The following is a 20576-nucleotide window of genomic DNA, read 5'->3' as shown; positions in this document are numbered from 1 at the left end:
ACCCATTCAGCGAGCTTTGTGCCTGGCGCTCTTGGCTTCACGCAGGTGACGGATTTCCCGTAGCTGACGACGCATTTCCCGATGACGCTTACTGTTGAGCAACAGCAGTCCCAGCATTGGAAACAGTAACCCAATGACATAGGCAGCCATATGGGGCCGATAGCCATAGGTTGGTAATACGATCAAAAAACACACCGCGTAGAAGGCGACGATGGCCCAAACGCCCCAGGCTCTCCCCCGGATCATGAAGAAGTGACTGACCGCCAAGAGCAGACCCAAGACTACCGCCGCCACAAAGGAGTAACGCGCTCGCTCTGGTTCACCGCGGAAAAAGGTACTGGATGCCAATGAAATGGCAGCGGACAGGGAAAAACAGGCAAGGAAAAATGCACAAATAAACGCAGGGAAGTAGTCAGCCAAAAAAGCTTTTAACGAGACTTGGCGCACCATCACTCAAGCTCCTCGTACAACCCTACTGCGATGGTTCGAATGTTGCCGGACACTGCACTGCCGGTGAAACCAATGGCGGCACCGAGGGAGTCCCTGATCTGCGTAATAGTCGCGTGATTGATCTCGGTCGCCGAATAGCGCTTCACCAACTCACCGGAGCGCTGGCGCAACTTCAGCAGCTTATTGCTCAGGCTTGGGTCTTTCAGGCTTAGCAACTCTTTGGTGAGCGCCTTGCGTTGCTGGCGAGTCAAACCCTTGGACAGCTCGTACCAGCTTCTACCGGTCGTTGCTTTTCGAGCCTGCAACAGTCGAACAGTCGTCAGGGTAGAGGCGCCGGCGCCCAACAGCGAGGCCGCGTCCAATACCGGCATCGCATAGCGATACCATTCCTCGTTGTCCATATCGTCGTTGGCGGTCGGGTCGTTGAGTTCGTTGAACGTTCTCATGCCTCCAACCACGCACTGCGCGGTACTGGCCGCCGCAGCGGTGGCGCCCAGGCCCGCCACCACCAAGCTCGCGCCACCCGTGAACGGTACGGCGACAGTGCCGCTGAACACCACAATCCAACCCAGAATCGCGCCGGCACAAGACAATGTCGTATTGACGGCCTCCCCCACGAGTCGAGACTCACGCGGATTGTTGGTCACCTGATCGGCAAACTGCGCGGGGGCTATGTACTTCTGCGCCTCACGCAAAATGATGCGCTTGGGCTTGATGCTGCAGATGGGCTTGAATTCGCGCAGCGTCACGACATTAAAATCAGCGTCGATGTACACGACACCCGCGCCGACGATGCCGGGATCGCCATCGATGGCCGCAAACAGGCGGGGCAGATTGAGTTGGCTTTCGATGCGCTGGCGGGCCAGGAACCGGGAGCGGTTGAAGTCCATGCCGATGTTGAGCAAGGGGTTGCTCATGGGGTGATCTTCCTTGATATAGGTGGTGACTGAACTGGCGCTTTCGCGGGCGAGCCCGGCTCCCACATTTGGCCGCATTCCAAATGGAGAACGCGTTCAAATGTGGGAGCGGGCTTGCTCGCGAAGGCGATTGCGCACCACCTTAACAAACAGGCTACCCACCGACTAGAAAGCAAAACGCCAGCACGAGGCTGGCGTTTTGCATATTCAGGCTGCGATCAACGCGGCACTACCGGCTTGCGCGTTGGCTTGCCGCCTTTGCCCTTCGCCGCATCCGTGCGTTCCTTGGCCGCCTGCTTGTTGCGCGCTTGCGCGGCGGCCTTGGCCTGTTCGCGCTTGTCCCAGGGGTTGCTGCCGTCGCTGCCACGGGGCGGCAGGCCGGTGTGCTGGGTAAGGATCCTGGTGGTGGTTTCCTTGGCGACCTTATGGCTGCCGGCCGGCGTCGAGTTCTTGCGACGCGCGCTCTGGTAGCTGTCGGTACTCGGCTGGTGCAGCGGGATCAACTGGTCCTTGCCCGACCCGATCAGGTCGGCGCGGCCCATGCGGGTCAAGGCTTCACGCAGCATCGGCCAGCCTTTCGGGTCGTGGTAGCGCAGGAAGGCCTTGTGCAGACGGCGTTGTTCTTCGCTCTTGACGATGGTCACCGCGTCGCTCTTGTAGGTGACCTTGCGCAGCGGGTTCTTGCCCGAGTGATACATCGCAGTGGCGGTGGCCATCGGCGACGGGTAGAACGCCTGCACCTGGTCGGCGCGGAAGCCATTGCCCTTGAGCCACAGGGCCAGGTTCATCATGTCTTCATCGGTGGTGCCGGGGTGGGCGGCGATGAAGTACGGGATGAGGTACTGCTCCTTGCCCGCTTCCTTGGTGTACTTCTCGAACATGCGCTTGAACTTGTCATAGCTGCCGATGCCCGGCTTCATCATCTGGTTGAGCGGACCTTCCTCGGTGTGTTCCGGGGCGATCTTGAGGTAACCACCCACATGGTGGGTGACCAGCTCTTTCACATACTCCGGCGACTCGACCGCGAGGTCATAGCGCAAGCCGGAAGCGATCAGGATCTTCTTCACACCCGGCAACGCACGGGCGCTGCGATAAAGCTGGATCAACGACGAGTGGTCGGTGTTCAGGTTCGGGCAGATGCCGGGGAACACGCAGGACGGCTTGCGGCACGCGGATTCGATCTCCGGGCTCTTGCAGGCGATGCGGTACATGTTCGCGGTGGGGCCGCCGAGGTCGGAGATCACGCCGGTAAAGCCTGGCACCTTGTCGCGGATCTCTTCGATCTCACGAATGATCGACTCTTCGGAACGGTTCTGGATGATGCGGCCTTCGTGCTCGGTGATCGAGCAGAAGGTGCAGCCGCCAAAGCAGCCACGCATGATATTTACCGAGAAGCGGATCATGTCGTAGGCCGGGATCTTTTCCTTGCCGTACGCCGGGTGCGGCACACGTGCGTAAGGCATGCCGAACACGTAGTCCATTTCTTCGGTGGTCATCGGGATGGGCGGCGGGTTGAACCACACGTCCACTTCCCCGTGCTTCTGCACCAGGGCGCGGGCGTTGCCCGGGTTGGTTTCCAGGTGCAACACGCGGTTGGCGTGGGCGTATAGCACGGCATCACCGCGGACTTTTTCCACCGACGGGAGGCGAATCACGGTCTTGTCGCGGGTCATGCGCGGGCTGGCCAGGATCTGCACAACCTTGGCTTCTTCCGGATCATCCACCGGCCCCTTTTCCTGCTCGATGGCGCAGGCCTGGGTGTCCTGGGTGTTCACGTACGGGTTGATGATCTTGTCGATCTTGCCCGGACGGTCGATACGCGTGGAGTCCACTTCGTACCAGCCGGCCGGGGTGTCGCGGCGAATGAACGCGGTGCCGCGCACATCGGTGATGTCTTCGATCTTGTGGCCCCACGACAGGCGCTGGGCAACTTCGACGATGGCCCGCTCGGCGTTGCCGTACAGCAGGATATCGGCGGTGGCGTCGATCAGGATCGAGTTGCGCACACGGTCCTGCCAGTAGTCGTAGTGGGCGATGCGGCGCAGGGAGGCTTCGATGCCGCCAAGCACGATCGGCACGTTCTTGTAGGCTTCCTTGCAGCGCTGGCTGTACACCAGGCTCGCACGGTCCGGGCGTTTGCCGGCCATGCCGCCGGGGGTATAGGCGTCGTCGGAACGGATTTTCTTGTCGGCGGTGTAGCGGTTGATCATGGAGTCCATGTTGCCGGCCGCGACGCCGAAGAACAGGTTCGGCTCGCCGAGCTTCATGAAGTCGTCTTTGGACTGCCAGTTCGGCTGGGCAATGATCCCCACGCGAAAGCCCTGGGACTCCAGCAGCCGGCCAATGATGGCCATGCCGAACGATGGGTGGTCCACGTACGCATCACCGGTGACGATGATGATGTCGCACGAATCCCAGCCAAGCTGATCCATCTCCTCCCTGCTCATCGGCAGGAATGGCGCCGGGCCGAAACATTCGGCCCAGTACTTGGGATAGTCAAATAACGGCTTGGCTGTTTGCATGACGATAACCGGTGTTGAGATGAAAAATCGCGGGCGCGGAATATAGCACAAATTTTGACCAATTCCGACGGCAATGGTCGGCTTTTACATGAATGCGTTGGCAGGGGCTAGCGGGCTAGGGCCCCGGCAAAAAAACCATGAGTAGGCTGAGCGTGATCAACCACAGCCCATGAGGGCTCGACCCATGACTCAACAACCGCCCGCTTTCACCCCGTCACGCTCGCCGCTCACGCCCCACCTGGACTTCATCAAGGAGCAGATACCCACTTGGCTGATCAAGGCGCCCACACAGGTCCGTGAGGATTTTCGCAACAGCCTGATCAAGAGCAACCAGGCCAGGCACGACCTCAAGGATCTGCTTGGCACGATACAAAGCCCGCAAGAGTTTGCACGCGCGCTGCTGCACGGAAAAATACGAACCTGGTTCTTTGGCCTCGTCACGAACGAAGACGCCATCCTGTCCCGCGAATGGAAAAATCATCACCTGCTGGGCTTGATCAAAAACCACGCAAGGACCACCCGACAAACACTGCTGGAAGCCGCCCTGCAAAACTTCGAAGCCTCGGAGGCCGAGACGGGCGGCATGGAAATCGGTACGGTAATTTTCAATCAGACGGACTCGGGAGAGGTGCCGAGTACTGTTTGCGCCCCCCTGTTCGCGCGCTTTTGTCGCGAACTGGATATCGGCGGCCAGTATTCAAAACACATCAGCCATGTCCTCGAGCCGGCGTCTGCCGACAGGGTGCGGGGGATTTTCAGGGACCAGGCGCAGCATGCCTTCGGCGTTGCGCTGCACGGTGCCAGCATGCGCCAGGAGATAACGCCTTGTCAGTATTCGCAATTGAAGACCCTTCAGGAAACGGAACATAACCTGAAGATAACCTGCAACCACCTGACCCTCGATGAGGTGGTATTGCCCAACGTTCTGGTGATCACGACCACCGGCATCAATAACCCGCTCCTGCTGTACACGCCCGAGGATCCGAGCGCCGTGCTGCGTCAATACGGTTCCCTGGATGAGCTTGAAGCACAGTTGGCGGTGCGCCTGCTGAAGGCCGATTATCTGGCGTTCTTCAAACACCTGGTGCCGCTGCAACATCAGGGGACCGTGCTGGACGTGCTACCGCCCAGGCTTCGTCATTCCGAATTCCCGATCGCGCAAAAAAGGCTTCCGGCCAAACTGCAGGCGGCGGTCAGCCTCACGAGGATAGAGGGAGACCCGTTCACAGCCATTGCCCGACAACGAATCGCCCAGATCAAAAACGATGCACGCATCGTGGCCGTGCCCACCGCCGAGGTCGACCTGATAAGCCGGCAAAAACGCCTGCAGAGCTGGATCGATCTGGGCAAGTCCGCCCTGTTTTTTGCTGCCTCCTTTATTCCCGTCGTGGGTCAGGTGCTGTTGGTGGTCACGGCTGCGCAGGTGATCCACACCGTGTATGAAGGGTTCGCGGCCTGGAGCCGGGGCGACAGCGACGAAGCCTTGAATGACTTGCTCGACCTGGTGGACACCGCTGCCCTGGCGGTGGCCACGGCTGGCGCCATACGCACCGTCGGTTTCGGTGCCAGGCTGGTCAAGGTCAAGGTGCGTAACAAGGGTTGGCGCTTGTGGAACGCCGATCTCAAGCCCTACCGCCATCCCGAGGCATTACCGGACCACCTGGTGGCCGATAAACAGGGCGTGTACACCCATGAACAGCGGCACTACCTGAAACTGGATGACCACCCCCACGCTATCCAACGCACGCCCGATGCGCAGCAATGGGAGCTGTACCACCCCACCGAACCGGACGCCTACCGCCCTGCGCTGCGCAGCAATGGTGTTGGCGGTTGGCGCCAGGCCCATGAGACACCACACGACTGGGACGAACTGAAACTGATCAAGCGTCTGGGGCCGGACGCCGCAAATATCACCCAGCCCAAGATTGAACCGATCCTCCTGCTCAGCGGCCTGGACAAGACCAGCCTGCGTGAAATCCACCAGGACATGCAGCGCCCGCCGCCCTTGCTGAGCGATACGGTCAGGGACTTCAACCTGGACCAGGAATTGGCCGACTTCAATCTGGAACGCGCCGAAGGCAGCTCGGTCACCCCCTATTCACCGCAGATTCAATTCCATCTGCTCACGTCCCTGCCTGAATGGCCGGCCAACCATGTATTGAAGATCGTCGGCGAACAACAACAGGTGGTGATGAGCCACGGCACGGGAACAGTCGAAATAAAGATCAGCGAAGCGCGCTTCAGAAAAGGAGAGCTTCTGCATGCGGTGGACGAGCAAATGCCGCAGGTTGAATTCAACAAGCTGCTACCCAGGTTCTATGTCGACTATTTGACCAGAATCGAAAATCTGGCAGCACGGCTGGCCGATGACGTTCCGCGTAAAAAGCAGCGGCTGTTTGACCTGCTCAACGAGCCCGATGACACAGCGGTGACGTCGACGGAAAAAAGTACTCTGCCAACCCTGCAAATGGAGGCAAAGGCCTATAGCGATGCGGCTCAAGCAGCCCGTTTGCAGGCAGGGATTTTTCTCGACACCAGGCGCGGCCCCGAGAGCGTGCCACTGGTTCTTTACACCCTGGAGCAAACGCCCGGCTGGCCGAAGTCACGAAAAATCAGCGTACATGACGCCAGCCCAAGCGGCCCACTGCTGGGTAGCATCGGCGGTGCGGATAGCAGCGCAAGCCACACGCTGGTGCGTGAGGGGGAGTTGTACGCAGCGCCACCAGGCGCACCCACCGACCTGCCTGGCGCTATCGAGCGCACGCTCACCGAATCCGAACGCAGTACGCTCTTCAGCCAATCAGACGTCACCTCCCTTGACGCGGCGCTGCACAAGACCGGCGCGTCGCTGATGGCGAGGCCTGCTCCGGCTTACCGGGGCGGCATGCTTTCGAGGCCAGCGGCAACGGAGCCAGGCTTGCCACTTGATCCGTCCTTTGCACAAAAAAGCCCCCCGACCGAGCTGACGTCACGCAAGGATGGCATTTATCACAGCCGCCCCGCGTCAGACGGCAGTTATCGTTATTACATTCAGGACCAGCAAACCTATTACGAGGTCAAAGCTGACGCGCTGGGCTGGTGGCTGGTCGATGCGCGCAATCGTTTCCGGGCCTATAAGCCCTACGTTCGTCAAAAAACAGGGGGCGGCTGGGAGATTGATCAGGCCATTGGGGCACTGCACGGCGGCGGAGAATCCCCTACCCCGTCACTTGAAGGCATGGAATCCAGTGATGAGTTTGAATCAATGCCTTCTTCCAGCGACTACGGGTCAGCCGAAGAGAACGGTGTGCGGCCGGTGTATACGCAGCAAGAGTTGAACAGCATGCGTGCCGAACGAGGCTATCAATACAGTTCGAACTACCAGCGCATCTACGACCGAGCCAATAACGGTCGATACCCACTGCGTAATCTGACAGGCCAGCCCATGCGCATCCGGCATGTCCAGGCACAGGGGAAATCGTTAACGTCCAACGCGGTATTCCCCAGCACGTTGATTCGGCCTTATATCCAGTGGGAAGGTTATGAAAGCGTCGCGCGGCTGTACGAGGACAAGCTTGAGGTCACGTCTTTCACGGCGGCCCATCAGAAGTTTGCGCAGGAGTCGGCGCTGATCGGACAAGCCACGGTCATCACCCGTAAACCGCTCGGCAAAGGCGAAGCCTTGGGGGTATATGGCGGGGAAATACTGCCGCTGTACATCGCGCAGCTTCGACAAGACCCTTATCTGATGGCCATCAAAGACGTCAGGACTACTTCGCCTTACGCCGTGAACACGCAACCGATTCTGTCGGGCGACAACGTGCTGTCGAGGATCAACACGATCTTTGAGTACGAGGCCGGCCATCCAGTGCGTCAGGCCACCGCAGGTTACAACGTTGAAGCTGCGCGGTTTCGAGTCAATACCCAGGTTGGCGATGCGCCACAGGAACAAATGATCCTCACCGCCATGTTTGCCAGCGAGGACATCCCGGCGGGCGCCGAACTGCGCTGGAATTACCAATACAACGAAGCAACCATCAGGCAACTGTTCCCGTTACCAGCGGAATAATTACTCGTCGTCGAAGTTGTAACTGCCCGGCGCAAGATTTTCGAATCGCGTGTACTTGCCGATAAACGCCAGGCGCGTGGTGCCGATCGGGCCGTTACGCTGCTTGCCGATGATGATTTCGGCGATGCCCTTGTGTTCGGTTTCCGGGTGATACACCTCGTCGCGATACACGAACATGATCACGTCGGCATCCTGCTCGATCGCGCCGGATTCACGCAAGTCGGAGTTGATCGGGCGTTTGTTCGGACGTTGCTCCAGGGAACGGTTGAGCTGGGACAGCGCAACCACCGGGCAGTTGAACTCCTTGGCCAGGGCTTTCAAGGAACGGGAAATCTCGGAGATCTCGTTGGTACGGTTGTCGCCCCCCGAACCCGGAATCTGCATGAGCTGCAGGTAGTCGATCATGATCAGTGCCACATCGCCATGCTCGCGCACCAGGCGTCGAGTACGCGCGCGCATTTCCGAGGGGCTGATGCCGGCGGTGTCATCGATGAACAGCTTGCGGTCGTTGAGCAGGTTGACGGCCGAGGTCAGGCGCGGCCAGTCGTCGTCTTCCAGGCGACCGGCACGGACTTTGGTCTGGTCGATTCGGCCCAGCGACGAAAGCATCCGCATGATCAGCGATTCACCTGGCATCTCGAGGGAGTACACCAACACGCTCTTGTCACTGCGCAACACGGCGTTTTCCACCAGGTTCATGGCGAAGGTGGTCTTGCCCATGGACGGACGGCCGGCCACGATGATCAAGTCCGCCGGCTGCAGGCCGCTGGTCATGCCGTCGAGGTCGGTGTAGCCGGTGGAGAGGCCGGTAATGGCGTTATCGGTGTTGAACAAGGTGTCGATGCGATCGATCGCCTTGGTCAGCAGCTCATTGACGCCGACCGGGCCGCCGGTCTTGGGACGCGCTTCGGCGATCTGGAAGATCTGCCGTTCGGCCTCGTCGAGGATTTCTTCGGCGGTGCGGCCTTCGGGGTTGAAGGCGCTGTCGGCGATTTCGGTGGCGATGCCGATCAACTGACGCAACGTGGCCCGGGCGCGAACGATCTGTGCATAGGCCTTGATGTTGGCGACGGACGGCGTGTTTTTCGCCAGCTCACCGAGGTAACCCAGGCCACCAACCTGTGAGGTCTGGCCTTCCTTGTCCAACTGCTCGGCGAGGGTCACGACGTCGATCGGTGAGTTCAGGTCGGCCAGCTTGGCGATGGCGCGGAAGATCAGACGGTGGTCATGCCGATAGAAATCGCCATCCGAAACTTGATCCAGCACGCGCTCCCAGGCGTTGTTGTCCAGCATCAGGCCACCGAGCACGGCCTGTTCGGCCTCGATGGAATGCGGCGGCACCTTCAGGGCAGCGGTTTGCAGATCGTATTGCTCAGGAGCGGAGATATCGTTCATGGCCACTTGGAATTAGGGGTGTGTAGAAAAACAAAAGGCACGACCTGTGAACAGGATCGTGCCCGATGTTAACCGTCTGGCACGCGAGGTGCCAGTCAGTTGGGTGCGGCTTAAGCTGCTACCACGACAACGCGTACGGTGGCTTCAACTTCGGCGTGCAGGTGCACGGCTACGTCGAATTCGCCTACGTTGCGGATGGTGCCGTTCGGCAGACGAACTTCGCTCTTCTGCACTTCAACGCCGGAGGCGGTCAGTGCATCAGCGATGTCGTGGGTGCCGATCGAACCGAACAGCTTGCCTTCGTCGCCAGCGGTGGCAGTGATAGTCACTTCCAGCTCGGCCAGTTGGGCAGCGCGAGTTTCGGCCGACGCTTTTTTGTCTGCTGCGGCTTTTTCCAGCTCGGCACGACGCTCTTCAAACGCAGCCAGGTTGGCAGCGGTTGCAGCGGTGGCTTTGCCGTATGGCAGCAGGTAGTTACGACCGTAACCGGCCTTAACGTTCACTTTGTCGCCCAGGTTGCCCAGGTTGGCGACTTTTTCCAGAAGGATCAGTTGCATGTGAAAATCCTCTAACTTTTAACCTTCACCGTTCGCGTTGTCGGCGTCTTTCGGCGCCAGACGACCGCGAAAATCAATCAGGCCGTCGACAATGGCCAAAACCACGAGTAACGGATAAATCAGCTGCATGAACAGCACCAGCGTCACGTACAACCCCACCAGCCAGAACCTGGCCAGGCGCTTCTGCGCCACCAGCCCGTGAATCAGGGCCAGCCCGGAAAACACCAGCGGTACGCTGCAAAACAGCAATAACAGGGCTGCCTGTGGACCGAAGTTCGGTCCGACCACCATGCATGCCAGCAGCAACATCGCCGGGCCCGCGGGGATTCTGATACTGCGAAACTCGCGACCAAAACCACCCGGGTTGTACAACAACGCCTGCCAATAACGCCCAAGCATCAGGCTCAGCAGGCTGACCACCTGCAACACTACCGCCATCAGGCCGATCAGGACCGGTGCTATCAATGCTGCGAGACGCGCTCGCTCGTCTACCGACAATTGCTGGTAGAGCTCCCCGAGGGCTTGCGGCAGGACCTTGACGATCTCTTGCGCCAGCGCCTCGATTTGCGGGTGGAAAGCCGCGCCAAGCAACACTGAATACACCAACCCCACTGCCACGCTGACCAGCAGCGTGCGGACCCAGGACTCACTTGCGCGCAGAACCAACGCAAGGCACGACGACCCCAACAGCACCATAAGCACCTTGGGTTCGCCCAATTGCAGCCACCAGACAAGGCCGGCCAGCAATCCCAGGGCCAGGACGCCAATGGCATCCTGCAAACCGCGCCGCAGGAGCACAAGGCATCCCGCGGCAGCACCCAACCAATACAACAACGGCAATGCCGCACAGCCGGCCACTACCAGAGTGGCCTGCATACGACCGCGCATGATGAACTCAGCCAAGGCGCGCATGCATTCAATCCCTTACTACTTGTCGACTGCCCGGTCTCAGCGGCCGTGGCTGTCGGTGTAGGCCAGCAGGGCCAGGAAGCGGGCGCGCTTGATAGCGGTGGCCAGCTGACGCTGATAACGTGCTTTGGTACCGGTGATACGGCTTGGAACGATTTTGCCGGTCTCGGATACGTAGGCTTTCAGAGTGTTGAGATCTTTGTAGTCGATCTCTTTCACGTCTTCAGCGGTGAAACGGCAGAATTTACGACGACGGAAGAAACGTGCCATTTGATAGGCTCCTTAAAAGGTCCGTGGATTACTCGTCAGCGTTATCGCTGTTGTCGCTGTCATCACTGTCAGCGCTATCAGCGCCTTCGTGCTCAGGACGGTCGCGACGCTCACGGCGCTCACTGCGGTTTTCTTCAGCCTTGAGCATCTCGGATTGGCCGGTAACGGCTTCTTCGCGACGGATGACCAGGTTACGGATCACTGCATCGTTGTAGCGGAAGTTGTCTTCCAGCTCGGCCAGGGCCTTGCCGGTGCATTCAACGTTCAGCATCACGTAGTGAGCCTTGTGAACATTGTTGATTGCATAGGCCAATTGACGACGGCCCCAGTCTTCCAGACGGTGGATTTTGCCGCCGTCTTCTTCGATCAGCTTGGTGTAACGCTCAACCATGCCGCCGACTTGCTCGCTTTGATCCGGGTGGACCAAAAAGATGATTTCGTAATGACGCATGAATGCTCCTTACGGGTTGTAGCCTGCCGCTCAAAAACGGTCAGACAAGGAGTGAATGACACTTATGGACTTGCCGCAGGGGAGGCACATCGGTGCCTGCCGGGAAGGCAAGGGGCGCAATTGTAGAGAAGGGGGAGGAAGCGTGCAAGGTGATTGGTGATTATTTGAACAATCTTCCAAGCACCACAAAACAAATGTGGGAGTCGGGCTTGCCCGCGATGCAGGCACCTCGGTGTTTCAGTGATACCGAGGTGATGCTATCGCAGGCAAGCCAGCTCCCACATTTTGAACTGAGCCAGACTTGGCTACTTCTTCGGCTTGGCCTTAGCTTTGGCGCCCCGCTGGCGCTGGGCTTCAAACAGGCACACGCCGGTGGCGACCGACACGTTGAGGCTGCTGACGCTACCGGCCATCGGCAGATGGACCAGGTAATCGCAATGCTCGCGGGTCAGGCGACGCATGCCCTTACCTTCAGCACCCATGATCAGGATGGTCGGCCCGGTGAGATCCTGGTCATAAATACTGACCTCGGCCTCCCCTGCCGTGCCCACAACCCACAGGCCGCGCTGCTGGAGCTTTTCCAGGGTGCGCGCCAGGTTGGTCACGGCCACCAGCGGGATCACTTCCGCCGCACCACAAGCAACCTTGCGCACCACCGGCGTCAGAGTGGCCGACTTGTCCTTGGGCACGATCACTGCCAGAGCGCCAGCGGCATCCGCCGAGCGCAGGCAGGCGCCGAGGTTGTGCGGGTCGGTTACGCCGTCCAGCACCAGCAACAGGGGCGCGCCTTCGGTACGGTCGAGCAGCTCGTCGAGCATGGCCTCGCCCCACACCTGGCTCGGGCTGACATCGGCAACCACACCCTGGTGCACACCTTCGACCCAGACGTCCATTTCACGACGCTCGGCCTGGCCAATGGCGACTTTATTCTGGGTCGCCAGCTCGACCAGCGCCTGAACGCGCGGCTCGCTGCGACCTTCGGCCAGCCATACCTGCTTGACGCGCTTGGGATGGTGACGCAGCAGTGCTTCTACGGCGTGCACGCCGTAGATTTTTTCCAGACTCATGACTTGGCCTTAGGTTTGCGCGACCCGCCGCTCTTGGCAGGGGCCGAACCCGTCTTGGACGGGCCTTTACGGTGTTTACTGGTCTTGCTCGACGTTTTTTCCGCCGCCTGGGACTTTCCCCCAGACGCCGCTTTACCGCCGCTTTTGGCTTCGTTGAGCAACTGCTGCTTCAACTCGCGGCTCTTGCGCAGCTCGGCGTTCTTCGCCGCAGCATCGCTCGGACGGTAGGCTTCCGGGGCCTTGTCCTTGGCAGAGGAACGACGGCCAGACTTGGCAGGCGCAGACTCCGTCGTCGCGGTTGCAGCCGCCGCCTTGCCTTTCGAGGACTGGGCTGTGGTTTCGCTGCCGCGTTTTTTACGGCCAGCCGGCTCGGTCGGCTTGTCGGGCATGCCGAAATCGATCTTGCGTTCGTCGAGGTCGACGCGCATGACCTGCACTTCCACCGTATCGCCCAGGCGGAAGCTGCGACCGCTGCGCTCGCCCGCCAGGCGGTGATGCACAGGATCGAAGTGGTAGTAGTCGCCCGGCAAGGCGGTGACGTGCACCAGGCCTTCGACGTAGATGTCGGTCAGCTCGACAAACAGGCCAAAGCCGGTCACGGCGGTGATCACACCCGGGAACGACTCGCCCACGCGGTCCTTCATGAACTCGCACTTGAGCCAGTTCACCACATCGCGCGTGGCTTCGTCGGCGCGGCGTTCGCTCATGGAGCATTGCTCGCCGAGCTGTTCCAGAGCGGCTTCGTCGTACGGATAAATCCGTGCTTTCGGAATGCTCATGGCACCGGCGCGCTTGACGTGCGGGGTGTCCTGCCTGGAATGGATCACACTGCGGATCGCTCGGTGTGTGAGCAGGTCCGGATAACGGCGAATCGGCGACGTGAAGTGGGTGTACGCCTCGTAATTGAGGCCGAAGTGGCCCTGGTTATCGGCGCTGTACACCGCCTGGCTCAGGGAGCGCAGCATCACGGTCTGGATCACGTGGTAATCCGGACGGTCCTTGATGCTGGCCAACAGTGCCTGGTAATCCTTCGGCGTCGGGCCGTCCTTGCCTTTGTGCAGGGACAGGCCGAGCTCACCAAGGAACGCGCGCAGTTTTTCCAGACGCTCCGGCGGCGGGCCGTCGTGCACCCGGTACAGCGCAGGGATTTCGTGTTTTTTCAGGAATTCAGCAGTGGCCACGTTGGCCGCCAGCATGCACTCCTCGATCAGCTTGTGCGCATCGTTACGAGTGGTCGGGGTGATTGCGGCGATCTTGCGCTCGGAACCGAAGACAATTCGGGTTTCCTGCGTTTCAAAATCGATCGCGCCACGCACGTGACGGGCACCCAGCAACACCTTGTACAGCGCGTAGAGCTGCTTGAGGTGCGGAACCACGCCGGCATATTCGCCACGCAGGGCCTTGGCTTCGCTGGTCTTCGGCGTTTCCAGAATGGTGCTGACCTTGTTGTAGGTCAGGCGCGCCTGGGAGTGAATCACCGCTTCGTAAAACTGGTAGTCGGTCATTTCGCCGGTTTTCGAGATGGTCATCTCGCACACCATGGCCAAGCGGTCGACTTTCGGATTCAGCGAGCACAGGCCGTTGGACAGCTGCTCGGGCAGCATCGGGATAACGCGCTCAGGGAAATACACGGAGTTGCCGCGCACCTGGGCTTCGTTATCCAGCGCAGAACCGATTTTCACGTAGCTGGACACGTCGGCAATCGCGACATACAGCTTCCAGCCGCCGGAGAACAGGCGAAGCTTGCCAGGCTTGGCTTCGCAGTAGACCGCATCGTCGAAGTCGCGAGCGTCTTCGCCATCGATGGTGACGAACGGCAGATGGCGCAGGTCGATGCGCTTCTCTTTGTCCTTGTCTTCCACTTCCGGCTTGAGCTTGCGCGCTTCCTTGATAACGGCTTCGGGCCACACATGCGGAATATCGTAGGTCCGCAGCGCGACGTCGATCTCCATGCCCGGCGCCATGTAGTTGCCGACCACTTCAACAATGTCGCCCTGAGGCTGAAAGCGTGCCGTTGGCCAGTGGGTGATTTTCACCTCGACGAACTGACCGACCTTGGCGGCGCCATTGCGGCCCGGAGTGATCAGCACTTCCTGCTGGACCTTGGGGTTATCCGGCACCACGAAGCCGATGCCGCCTTCTTCGAAGTACCGGCCGACGATGGACTCGTGGGCGCGGGACACCACTTCGACAATCACACCTTCGCGGCGACCGCGGCGGTCCAGCCCGGAAACACGCGCCAGGGCACGGTCGCCATCGAATACCAGGCGCATTTGCGCCGGGCTCATGAACAGGTCATCACTGCCGTCATCCGGGATCAGGAAGCCGAAGCCGTCACGGTGACCGGCAATGCGGCCCAGGATCAGGTCGAGTTTGTCCACGGGCGCATAGGTGCCACGGCGGGTGTAGATCAACTGAGCGTCGCGCTCCATGGCACGCAGACGGCGGCGCAGGGCTTCGAGCTGGTCTTCGGTGGTCAGACCGAACTCTTCAACCAGTTGCTCGCGGCTAGCAGGCGAACCCCGATCGGCGAGGTGCGCCAGGATCAGTTCGCGGCTAGGAATAGGGTTTTCATATTTTTCCGCTTCACGAGCGGCCTCGGGATCGAGGGACTGCCAATCGGCCATTAGAGAGTTTTCACCTTGTCTATATAGGGGTTAGTTTGGCATACGCGTATTGAAACGGGAAATTTCAGGCGTCAACAAGCCCTTAAAAGGCCTTTTGTGCCATCGATTGCACACCTTGCACGACCACTGGCGAAGTTTTCCAGAGTTTTTTGATAGCGGGGGTTTACAGCTTAAAATCGGCTCCGTATAGTGCGCGCCATCGACGACGGCAACGTGGTTGATGCTGCCCAGGTGGTGAAATTGGTAGACACGCCAGCTTCAGGTGCTGGTGATCGCAAGGTCGTGGAAGTTCGAGTCTTCTCCTGGGCACCAAATTCAGATCAAACCCGCGAAAGCGGGTTTTTTCGTTTCAGGCCTTTGATTTTTAACGAAAAAATTGATTTATATTTTTCGAGGCAGGGGTTTACAGATTAAAAAGCCCGCCGTATAGTTCGCCCCATCAACAGCGGCAACGTTGCTTGATAATGCCCAGGTGGTGAAATTGGTAGACACGCCAGCTTCAGGTGCTGGTGATCGCAAGGTCGTGGAAGTTCGAGTCTTCTCCTGGGCACCAAATTCAGATCAAACCCGCGAAAGCGGGTTTTTTCGTTTCCGGGGTTTGAAAACTTCCGGCGATTCACCCTCCTCGCCCGTACTTGAGAAGTTTTATCGTTTATCCTTGCAACGATTTGTTGCATTCAAGCGAGGAAACCGTCGGATGACTATCCGCTCTACCCATCTCAAAACATCCTTTCTGCGTGGCCTGACACTCACCCTGCTCAGCCTGACCCTGCTCTCACCCTCAGCTCACAGCGCCGACAAAGTCTCCCTGACCCTCTACAACGGCCAACACAAAGAAGTCGGCGATGAACTCGCCAAGGCGTTCGAAGCCAAAACCGGCATTCACGTCAACGTGCGCAAAGGCAGCAGCAATCAGTTGGCCAGCCAAGTCGTCGAAGAAGGCGAGCGTTCACCGGCCGACGTGATCTACACCGAGGAATCCCCGCCACTCAATAAGCTCGGCGAGCAAGGCCTGCTGGCCAATATCGACGCCAGCACCCTCGACGTGCTGCCCAAGGACTATGTGGGCCGCAACGGCAACTGGATGGGCGTGACCGCGCGCACCCGCGTGGTGGCCTTCAACCCGAAACTGATTGCGGAAAAAGACCTGCCCAAATCGGTGCTGGATTTCGCCGGCCCGGAGTGGCAAGGCAAAGTCGGCTTCGTGCCCACCAGCGGCGCGTTTCAGGAACAGGCCGTGGCGATCATCAAGCTGCACGGGCGCGAGGCGGCTGAAGAATGGCTGACCGGCCTGCGCGCCTTCGGCAAGGTGTACAGCAACAATATGGTGGCACTCAAAGCGGTGGAAAATGGCGAAGTGGCCACCGTGCTGGTGAACAACTACTACTGGTTTGCCTTGAAGAAAGAAAAAACCAATCTGGATTCGCAGCTGCATTATTTTACTGACGGCGATGCCGGTGGCCTGATCACGGTGTCCTCGGCCGCCGCGCTCAAGTCCAGCAAACACCCGAAAGAAGCCCAGCAGTTACTGGCATTCATGGCCAGTGAAGAAGGCCAACGCGTGATCACCAATACCTCGGCCGAATACCCGTTGCGCAAGGGGATGCAATCGAGCCGTGGCCTCAAGCCGTTCAATGAGCTGCAACCGCCGAAAGTCACGCCCGCCGATCTTGGCAATGCCGAGGAAGCTCTTGAGCTGGAACGCGAGGTTGGCTTGAACTGATGAGCCCATCGCTATCGGCGTCGAGGCTCATGCCCCGGCGCAAACGACCGTCGATCTGGCTGCTGTTGCCCGTGCTGTTGCTGGTTGGCCTGAGCCTGCTGCCGCTGGTCTATGTCGGACTCAAGGCCTGGCAGGCCGGCTGGGCCCAGGCCCTGCACTTGCTGTGGCGGCCTTACGTGTTCGGCCTGCTGCGCAATACGTTGGCGCTGATGGTCGGCGTTACCGTGGCGTGTGGCGTCATCGGCCTGTCCCTGGCCTGGCTGCTCGAACGCAGCAACCTGCCGGGACGGCGTATCTGGGGCGTGATCCTGTGCCTGCCGTTCGCGGTGCCAGCGTTTGTCAGCAGCTTTACCTGGGTGTCGCTGAGCGCCAGTTTCGAAGGGCTCGGCGGGGCGATCCTGGTGATGACGCTGTCCAAATACCCGCTGGTGTTCCTGCCGGTGGCAGCGACCCTGCGCAACCTGGATCCCTCCCTTGAAGAGTCCGCGCGCACGCTGGGCATGAATCGCTGGCGCGTGTTCGTGCGCGTCACCCTGCCCTTGCTGTGGCCGTCCCTGCTGGCCGGTGCGTTGCTGATCGCGCTGCACATGCTGGTGGAGTTCGGCGCCCTGTCGATCATCGGCCTGCAGACTTTCACCACGGCGATTTACCAGCAATTCGAATTGGAGTTCAGCAATGCCAATGCCGCGATGCTGTCGGCGGTGTTGCTGGTGATGTGCCTGACCCTGCTGTGGCTTGAGCTGCGCGTGCGCGGCAAGGGCCGACATGTGCGTATCGGCCAGGGCGCGGCACGGCATGCCGGGCAGGTGAAGCTGGGCCAGTGGGCACCGCTGGGCCAGCTGTATTGCCTGGCGTTGGCGGTAATCGGCAGCGGCATTCCGCTGGGCATGCTCGGGTACTGGCTGGCGGTGGGTTCGTCGGCGGCGTTTCCGCTAACCGACATTGGCGAGGCGTTGCTCTCGTCCCTGGCGCTCTCGCTGGGCGGCGCGGCGCTGTGCCTTGTGCTGGCGGTGCCGGTGGGGCTCCTGGTGGTGCGCTACAAAGGTCAACTGGCGATCTGGGCCGAGCGTCTGCCCTATCTGCTGCACGCCCTGCCTGGGCTGGTCATCGCCCTGACACTGGTGTATTTCGCGCTGCATTACGTGCCGGCGCTGTATCAAACCTCGGCGCTCTTGCTGATTGCTTATGCGCTGCTGTTTTTGCCACTGGCCCAGGCGCCGATTCGTACGGCCCTGAACAAGGCTGCGCCGCAGCTGGAAGAGGCTGCACGCACTCTGGGCGCGTCGTCGTTCAGTGCGTTTTGCCGCGTGACCCTGCCAATTATTTTCCCGGCGCTGGGTGCGGCATTTGCGCTGGTGTTTCTGGATGCGATGAAGGAATTGACGGCGACGCTGCTGCTCAGTCCGACCGGGCTGAATACCCTGGCGACTGCCGTTTGGGCACATACCTCCAATATCGAATTTGCGGCGGCGGCACCCTATGCGGCGTTGTTGATTCTGGTATCGGGGTTACCGGTGTATTTGCTGACGACACGGATGTATCTGAGCCGCTGAAAGAGCTATCGCAGGCAAGCCCGCTCCCACAGTTGAACGAGTTCCAGCGCTGGAATGCAGTTCAATGTGGGAGCTGGCTGCCTGCGATGGCTCCGGTACAAGCACCGCTAAGCCCGAAACTGCCCCAGGCTGGCCTTTAGTTGCGCCGCCAGCCCATCCAGCACCTTGCCACTGGCCGTGGTCTCCACCACCGCCTGCGCAGCACGCTCGGCCTGCGCATGGATCACCTCAACCCGCCCCCGCACCGCATGCGCGCCCTGAGCCTGATGCTCGGCCGCGCGCGTCGCCAGGCCAATGGCCGCGTGCACCTGCTCCACCGAGGCCTGTACCGTCTGCTGTAAACGCTCACTGTCGCGCAACACCAGCAAGCCTTCGCTGGCCTGGCGCCCGGCCTTGCCGATGGTTTCCACCGCCTCGCGCGCGCCTTGCTGCAACGCGACGATATGCGCCTGGATGTCCCCGGTAGAGCTTTGGGTCTTGCTGGCCAGCGCACGCACCTCGTCCGCCACCACCGCAAAGCCACGCCCGGTCTCGCCGGCGCGCGCCGCTTCGATCGCCGCGTTGAGCGCCAGCAGGTTGGTCTGTTCGGCAATGCCATGAATCACGGTCAGCACCACCTCGATCTGTTCGCTTTGCTGCGCCAGCCGTTCGATAACCTGGGAGCCAGCCTGCACCTGCCCGGCCAGTGCCTCGATCAAACTGCCGACTTCGGCCGACGTGCGCGCATTTTCGTCGGTGGCCTGGCGAATATCCACCACCTGCTGCAACGCCGCCTGCATCGCCTGACTTTCGGCCTGGGCCTCATCAGCCATCTGCGAAAGCTCGCGCAGGCTCTCGGCGACCTCATCACGCTGCAAGCCAGCCGCGGCATCGGCACCGGCATTACGCAGGGTCATGGCGCCGATTTCCAGCCCGGTACGCTGGGCCACATCGCCCGCCTCGCGCACGATCGGCTGCAACTTATCCACAAAGCGATTGACCGCCGAGGCCATGGCGCCGATTTCGTCCTTGCTGTTGATTTGCACGCGCCGGGTCAGGTCGCCGTCGCCCGCCGCCAGGTCATCCATGGCGGCAATCAACAGTTTCAGGCGATTGACCACACGCCGCCCCAGCACGACGGCGATCAGCAGCAACACCGCCAAGCCCACGATGGCGAGCCCCATGCCGATGCGCCAGCGCAGGGTGCCCGCCGCGTCCTGCACAGCATCGGTGGTGTTGGCCGTCATCTGATTGGCGGTGGCCTGGGCCGATTGCAGGCGCGCGCCCATGGCGGACGCGCTGTCGGCCGCTGCGCCCTTGAGGCTGTCGCCCACCAGTTGATCGCCGCTGGCAATCAACGCGGCGAAGCGTTTATCGAGGGCTTGCAGATTCGCCTCCACCGAGGCGGTGGAAACACCCATGCGCACCTTGCCGATCTCGACCCCATTGGGGCTGATGGGCGCCTCCACGTAGTACACGGCAGGATCGGACCTGGCCGCATCCAGCACTTTGTCGAGGGCGCGCTCACCAGCGCCCTTGGCCAGCAGCGCCTGGTTGATCGGGTTTTCACGGTTGAGGTAGCGGGTCAGATGCTCGCCCGTGGCGTCGTCATAGACCACGAACAACACGTTGGGATTGCGCTGCGCACGCCGGGCGAACTCCGACAGCGCCGGCACGTCGCTGTCCCACATGGCGCGCGGCGCCACCGAGGCCAGCAACTGCGCCATGTCGCTGGCAGAGTCTTGCAGGTCTTTTTCCAGGGTCGCACGCAGTTGCTTCTGCTCTTCCTGCAGCCGCGTCGAAAGCCCTGCAGTCAGGCGCTGCCGCGTGCTGGTGGACAAGCTGTCCAGGCTCGACGTGACCTCTTTGCCGGCCTGGGCCAGTTCGCCTGAGAGCTTCTGGCTGTCGATGCCCAGACGCGCGGCCAAATCTGCCTCCAACGCCGTGACCGTGCTCCGCGTCAGCGCGACGGCGACCAGCACTTGCACCAAAAGGGCGATACCCAGAGTAACGAACACCGGACGCAACAGACGACTTTGTAACACCGAGAGAACGGCAGACATCGGGAATCCCTCCACCACAGGTGCCATTAATTTGATAGCACTCCG

13 protein-coding genes, 2 tRNA genes and 2 pseudogenes are annotated in these 20576 nt (G+C 60.5%); 5 read left to right on the top strand and 12 right to left on the bottom strand.

Features of this window, described 5'->3' with window-relative positions; translation table 11 throughout:
* Window positions 1–6: 6 nt before the first annotated feature.
* From TU75_RS06645 to TU75_RS06635, 3 genes are all read right to left on the bottom strand, one after another.
* Entirely contained in the window at window positions 7–450 is a 444-nt protein-coding gene (locus TU75_RS06645) for a hypothetical protein (RefSeq protein WP_003236212.1), read from the bottom strand.
* Window positions 450–1367, bottom strand: coding sequence for an Ssp4 family T6SS effector (gene ssp4, locus TU75_RS06640; RefSeq protein WP_003236214.1), 918 nt, complete (start codon window positions 1365–1367; stop codon window positions 450–452). The genes TU75_RS06645 and ssp4 overlap by 1 nt, the downstream gene beginning before the upstream one ends.
* Window positions 1368–1585: 218 nt before the next feature.
* Entirely contained in the window at window positions 1586–3889 is a 2304-nt protein-coding gene (locus TU75_RS06635) for a YgiQ family radical SAM protein (protein WP_003236217.1), read from the bottom strand.
* Window positions 3890–4073: 184 nt separating this feature from the next.
* On the opposite strand from TU75_RS06635, the gene TU75_RS06630 reads away from it, so the two are divergent.
* Window positions 4074–7937 carry a dermonecrotic toxin domain-containing protein gene (locus tag TU75_RS06630; protein WP_060548497.1) on the top strand — a complete coding sequence of 1288 codons (3864 nt, stop codon included), beginning with the start codon at window positions 4074–4076 and terminating at the stop codon, window positions 7935–7937.
* On the opposite strand, the gene dnaB is transcribed toward TU75_RS06630, so the two are convergent.
* The 7 genes from dnaB to rnr form a co-directional block, all read right to left on the bottom strand.
* Window positions 7938–9332, bottom strand: coding sequence for a replicative DNA helicase (dnaB, locus tag TU75_RS06625; protein ID WP_003236220.1), 1395 nt, complete (start codon window positions 9330–9332; stop codon window positions 7938–7940).
* Between the two features lie 110 nt (window positions 9333–9442).
* Window positions 9443–9889 (bottom strand): 50S ribosomal protein L9, encoded by a 447-nt coding sequence (gene rplI / locus TU75_RS06620; protein ID WP_003171376.1) that lies wholly within the window; start codon window positions 9887–9889, stop codon window positions 9443–9445.
* Between the two features lie 18 nt (window positions 9890–9907).
* On the bottom strand, window positions 9908–10801 hold the full coding sequence (locus tag TU75_RS06615) for a YybS family protein (RefSeq protein ID WP_003236222.1): 894 nt from the start codon (window positions 10799–10801) through the stop codon (window positions 9908–9910).
* 36 nt (window positions 10802–10837) lie between these two features.
* Entirely contained in the window at window positions 10838–11068 is a 231-nt protein-coding gene (gene rpsR / locus TU75_RS06610) for a 30S ribosomal protein S18 (RefSeq protein ID WP_002551829.1), read from the bottom strand.
* A gap of 28 nt (window positions 11069–11096) precedes the next feature.
* On the bottom strand, window positions 11097–11519 hold the full coding sequence (rpsF, locus tag TU75_RS06605) for a 30S ribosomal protein S6 (RefSeq protein WP_003236224.1): 423 nt from the start codon (window positions 11517–11519) through the stop codon (window positions 11097–11099).
* A 305-nt stretch (window positions 11520–11824) separates the two neighbouring features.
* A complete protein-coding gene (rlmB, locus tag TU75_RS06600) occupies window positions 11825–12586 on the bottom strand; it encodes a 23S rRNA (guanosine(2251)-2'-O)-methyltransferase RlmB (RefSeq protein WP_003188074.1) in 762 nt (253 codons plus the stop codon).
* Window positions 12583–15213 carry a ribonuclease R gene (rnr, locus tag TU75_RS06595; RefSeq protein WP_003236228.1) on the bottom strand — a complete coding sequence of 877 codons (2631 nt, stop codon included), beginning with the start codon at window positions 15211–15213 and terminating at the stop codon, window positions 12583–12585. Before rnr ends, rlmB begins: the two co-directional genes overlap by 4 nt.
* Before the next feature lie 225 nt (window positions 15214–15438).
* On the opposite strand from rnr, the gene TU75_RS06590 reads away from it, so the two are divergent.
* The 4 genes from TU75_RS06590 to TU75_RS06575 all read left to right on the top strand — a co-directional run bounded on the left by TU75_RS06590 (window position 15439) and on the right by TU75_RS06575 (window position 18489).
* A tRNA-Leu gene (locus TU75_RS06590) sits at window positions 15439–15525 on the top strand.
* 154 nt (window positions 15526–15679) lie between these two features.
* Window positions 15680–15766, top strand: a tRNA-Leu gene (locus TU75_RS06585).
* 144 nt (window positions 15767–15910) lie between these two features.
* Entirely contained in the window at window positions 15911–16936 is a 1026-nt protein-coding gene (locus tag TU75_RS06580) for an extracellular solute-binding protein (protein WP_003236230.1), read from the top strand.
* Complete coding sequence (locus TU75_RS06575) at window positions 16936–18489, top strand: ABC transporter permease (RefSeq protein ID WP_060548496.1); 1554 nt, start codon at window positions 16936–16938, stop codon at window positions 18487–18489. The genes TU75_RS06580 and TU75_RS06575 overlap by 1 nt, the downstream gene beginning before the upstream one ends.
* Window positions 18490–18596: 107 nt before the next feature.
* On the opposite strand, the pseudogene TU75_RS28490 reads toward TU75_RS06575, so the two are convergent.
* Together TU75_RS28490 and TU75_RS28485 are read right to left on the bottom strand one after the other, a co-directional pair.
* Window positions 18597–19112: pseudogene (locus TU75_RS28490) on the bottom strand (methyl-accepting chemotaxis protein); the annotation flags it as partial.
* Window positions 19113–19502: 390 nt separating this feature from the next.
* A pseudogene (locus TU75_RS28485) lies at window positions 19503–19556 on the bottom strand (hypothetical protein); the annotation flags it as partial.
* Window positions 19557–20576 lie beyond the last annotated feature (1020 nt).

The sequence above is a fragment of the Pseudomonas poae genome (assembly GCF_001439785.1).
Taxonomy (GTDB): Bacteria; Pseudomonadota; Gammaproteobacteria; order Pseudomonadales; family Pseudomonadaceae; genus Aquipseudomonas; species Aquipseudomonas poae.
The sequence above is the reverse complement of the archived record's forward strand: the minus strand, read 5'-3'. Positions and strand labels throughout refer to the sequence as shown.

Bases quoted from the DNA above. Each gene is read 5' to 3' on its own strand.
- rpsF (WP_003236224.1), bottom strand. From the start codon at position 11,519: ATGCGTCATTACGAAATCATCTTTTTGGTCCACCCGGATCAAAGCGAG.
- TU75_RS06615 (WP_003236222.1), bottom strand. From the start codon at position 10,801: ATGCGCGCCTTGGCTGAGTTCATCATGCGCGGTCGTATGCAGGCCACT.
- rpsR (WP_002551829.1), bottom strand. From the start codon at position 11,068: ATGGCACGTTTCTTCCGTCGTCGTAAATTCTGCCGTTTCACCGCTGAA.
- rplI (WP_003171376.1), bottom strand. From the start codon at position 9,889: ATGCAACTGATCCTTCTGGAAAAAGTCGCCAACCTGGGCAACCTGGGC.
- TU75_RS06635 (WP_003236217.1), bottom strand. From the start codon at position 3,889: ATGCAAACAGCCAAGCCGTTATTTGACTATCCCAAGTACTGGGCCGAA.
- rlmB (WP_003188074.1), bottom strand. From the start codon at position 12,586: ATGAGTCTGGAAAAAATCTACGGCGTGCACGCCGTAGAAGCACTGCTG.
- TU75_RS06580 (WP_003236230.1), top strand. From the start codon at position 15,911: ATGACTATCCGCTCTACCCATCTCAAAACATCCTTTCTGCGTGGCCTG.
- dnaB (WP_003236220.1), bottom strand. From the start codon at position 9,332: ATGAACGATATCTCCGCTCCTGAGCAATACGATCTGCAAACCGCTGCC.
- ssp4 (WP_003236214.1), bottom strand. From the start codon at position 1,367: ATGAGCAACCCCTTGCTCAACATCGGCATGGACTTCAACCGCTCCCGG.
- TU75_RS06575 (WP_060548496.1), top strand. From the start codon at position 16,936: ATGAGCCCATCGCTATCGGCGTCGAGGCTCATGCCCCGGCGCAAACGA.
- TU75_RS06645 (WP_003236212.1), bottom strand. From the start codon at position 450: ATGGTGCGCCAAGTCTCGTTAAAAGCTTTTTTGGCTGACTACTTCCCT.
- TU75_RS06630 (WP_060548497.1), top strand. From the start codon at position 4,074: ATGACTCAACAACCGCCCGCTTTCACCCCGTCACGCTCGCCGCTCACG.
- rnr (WP_003236228.1), bottom strand. From the start codon at position 15,213: ATGGCCGATTGGCAGTCCCTCGATCCCGAGGCCGCTCGTGAAGCGGAA.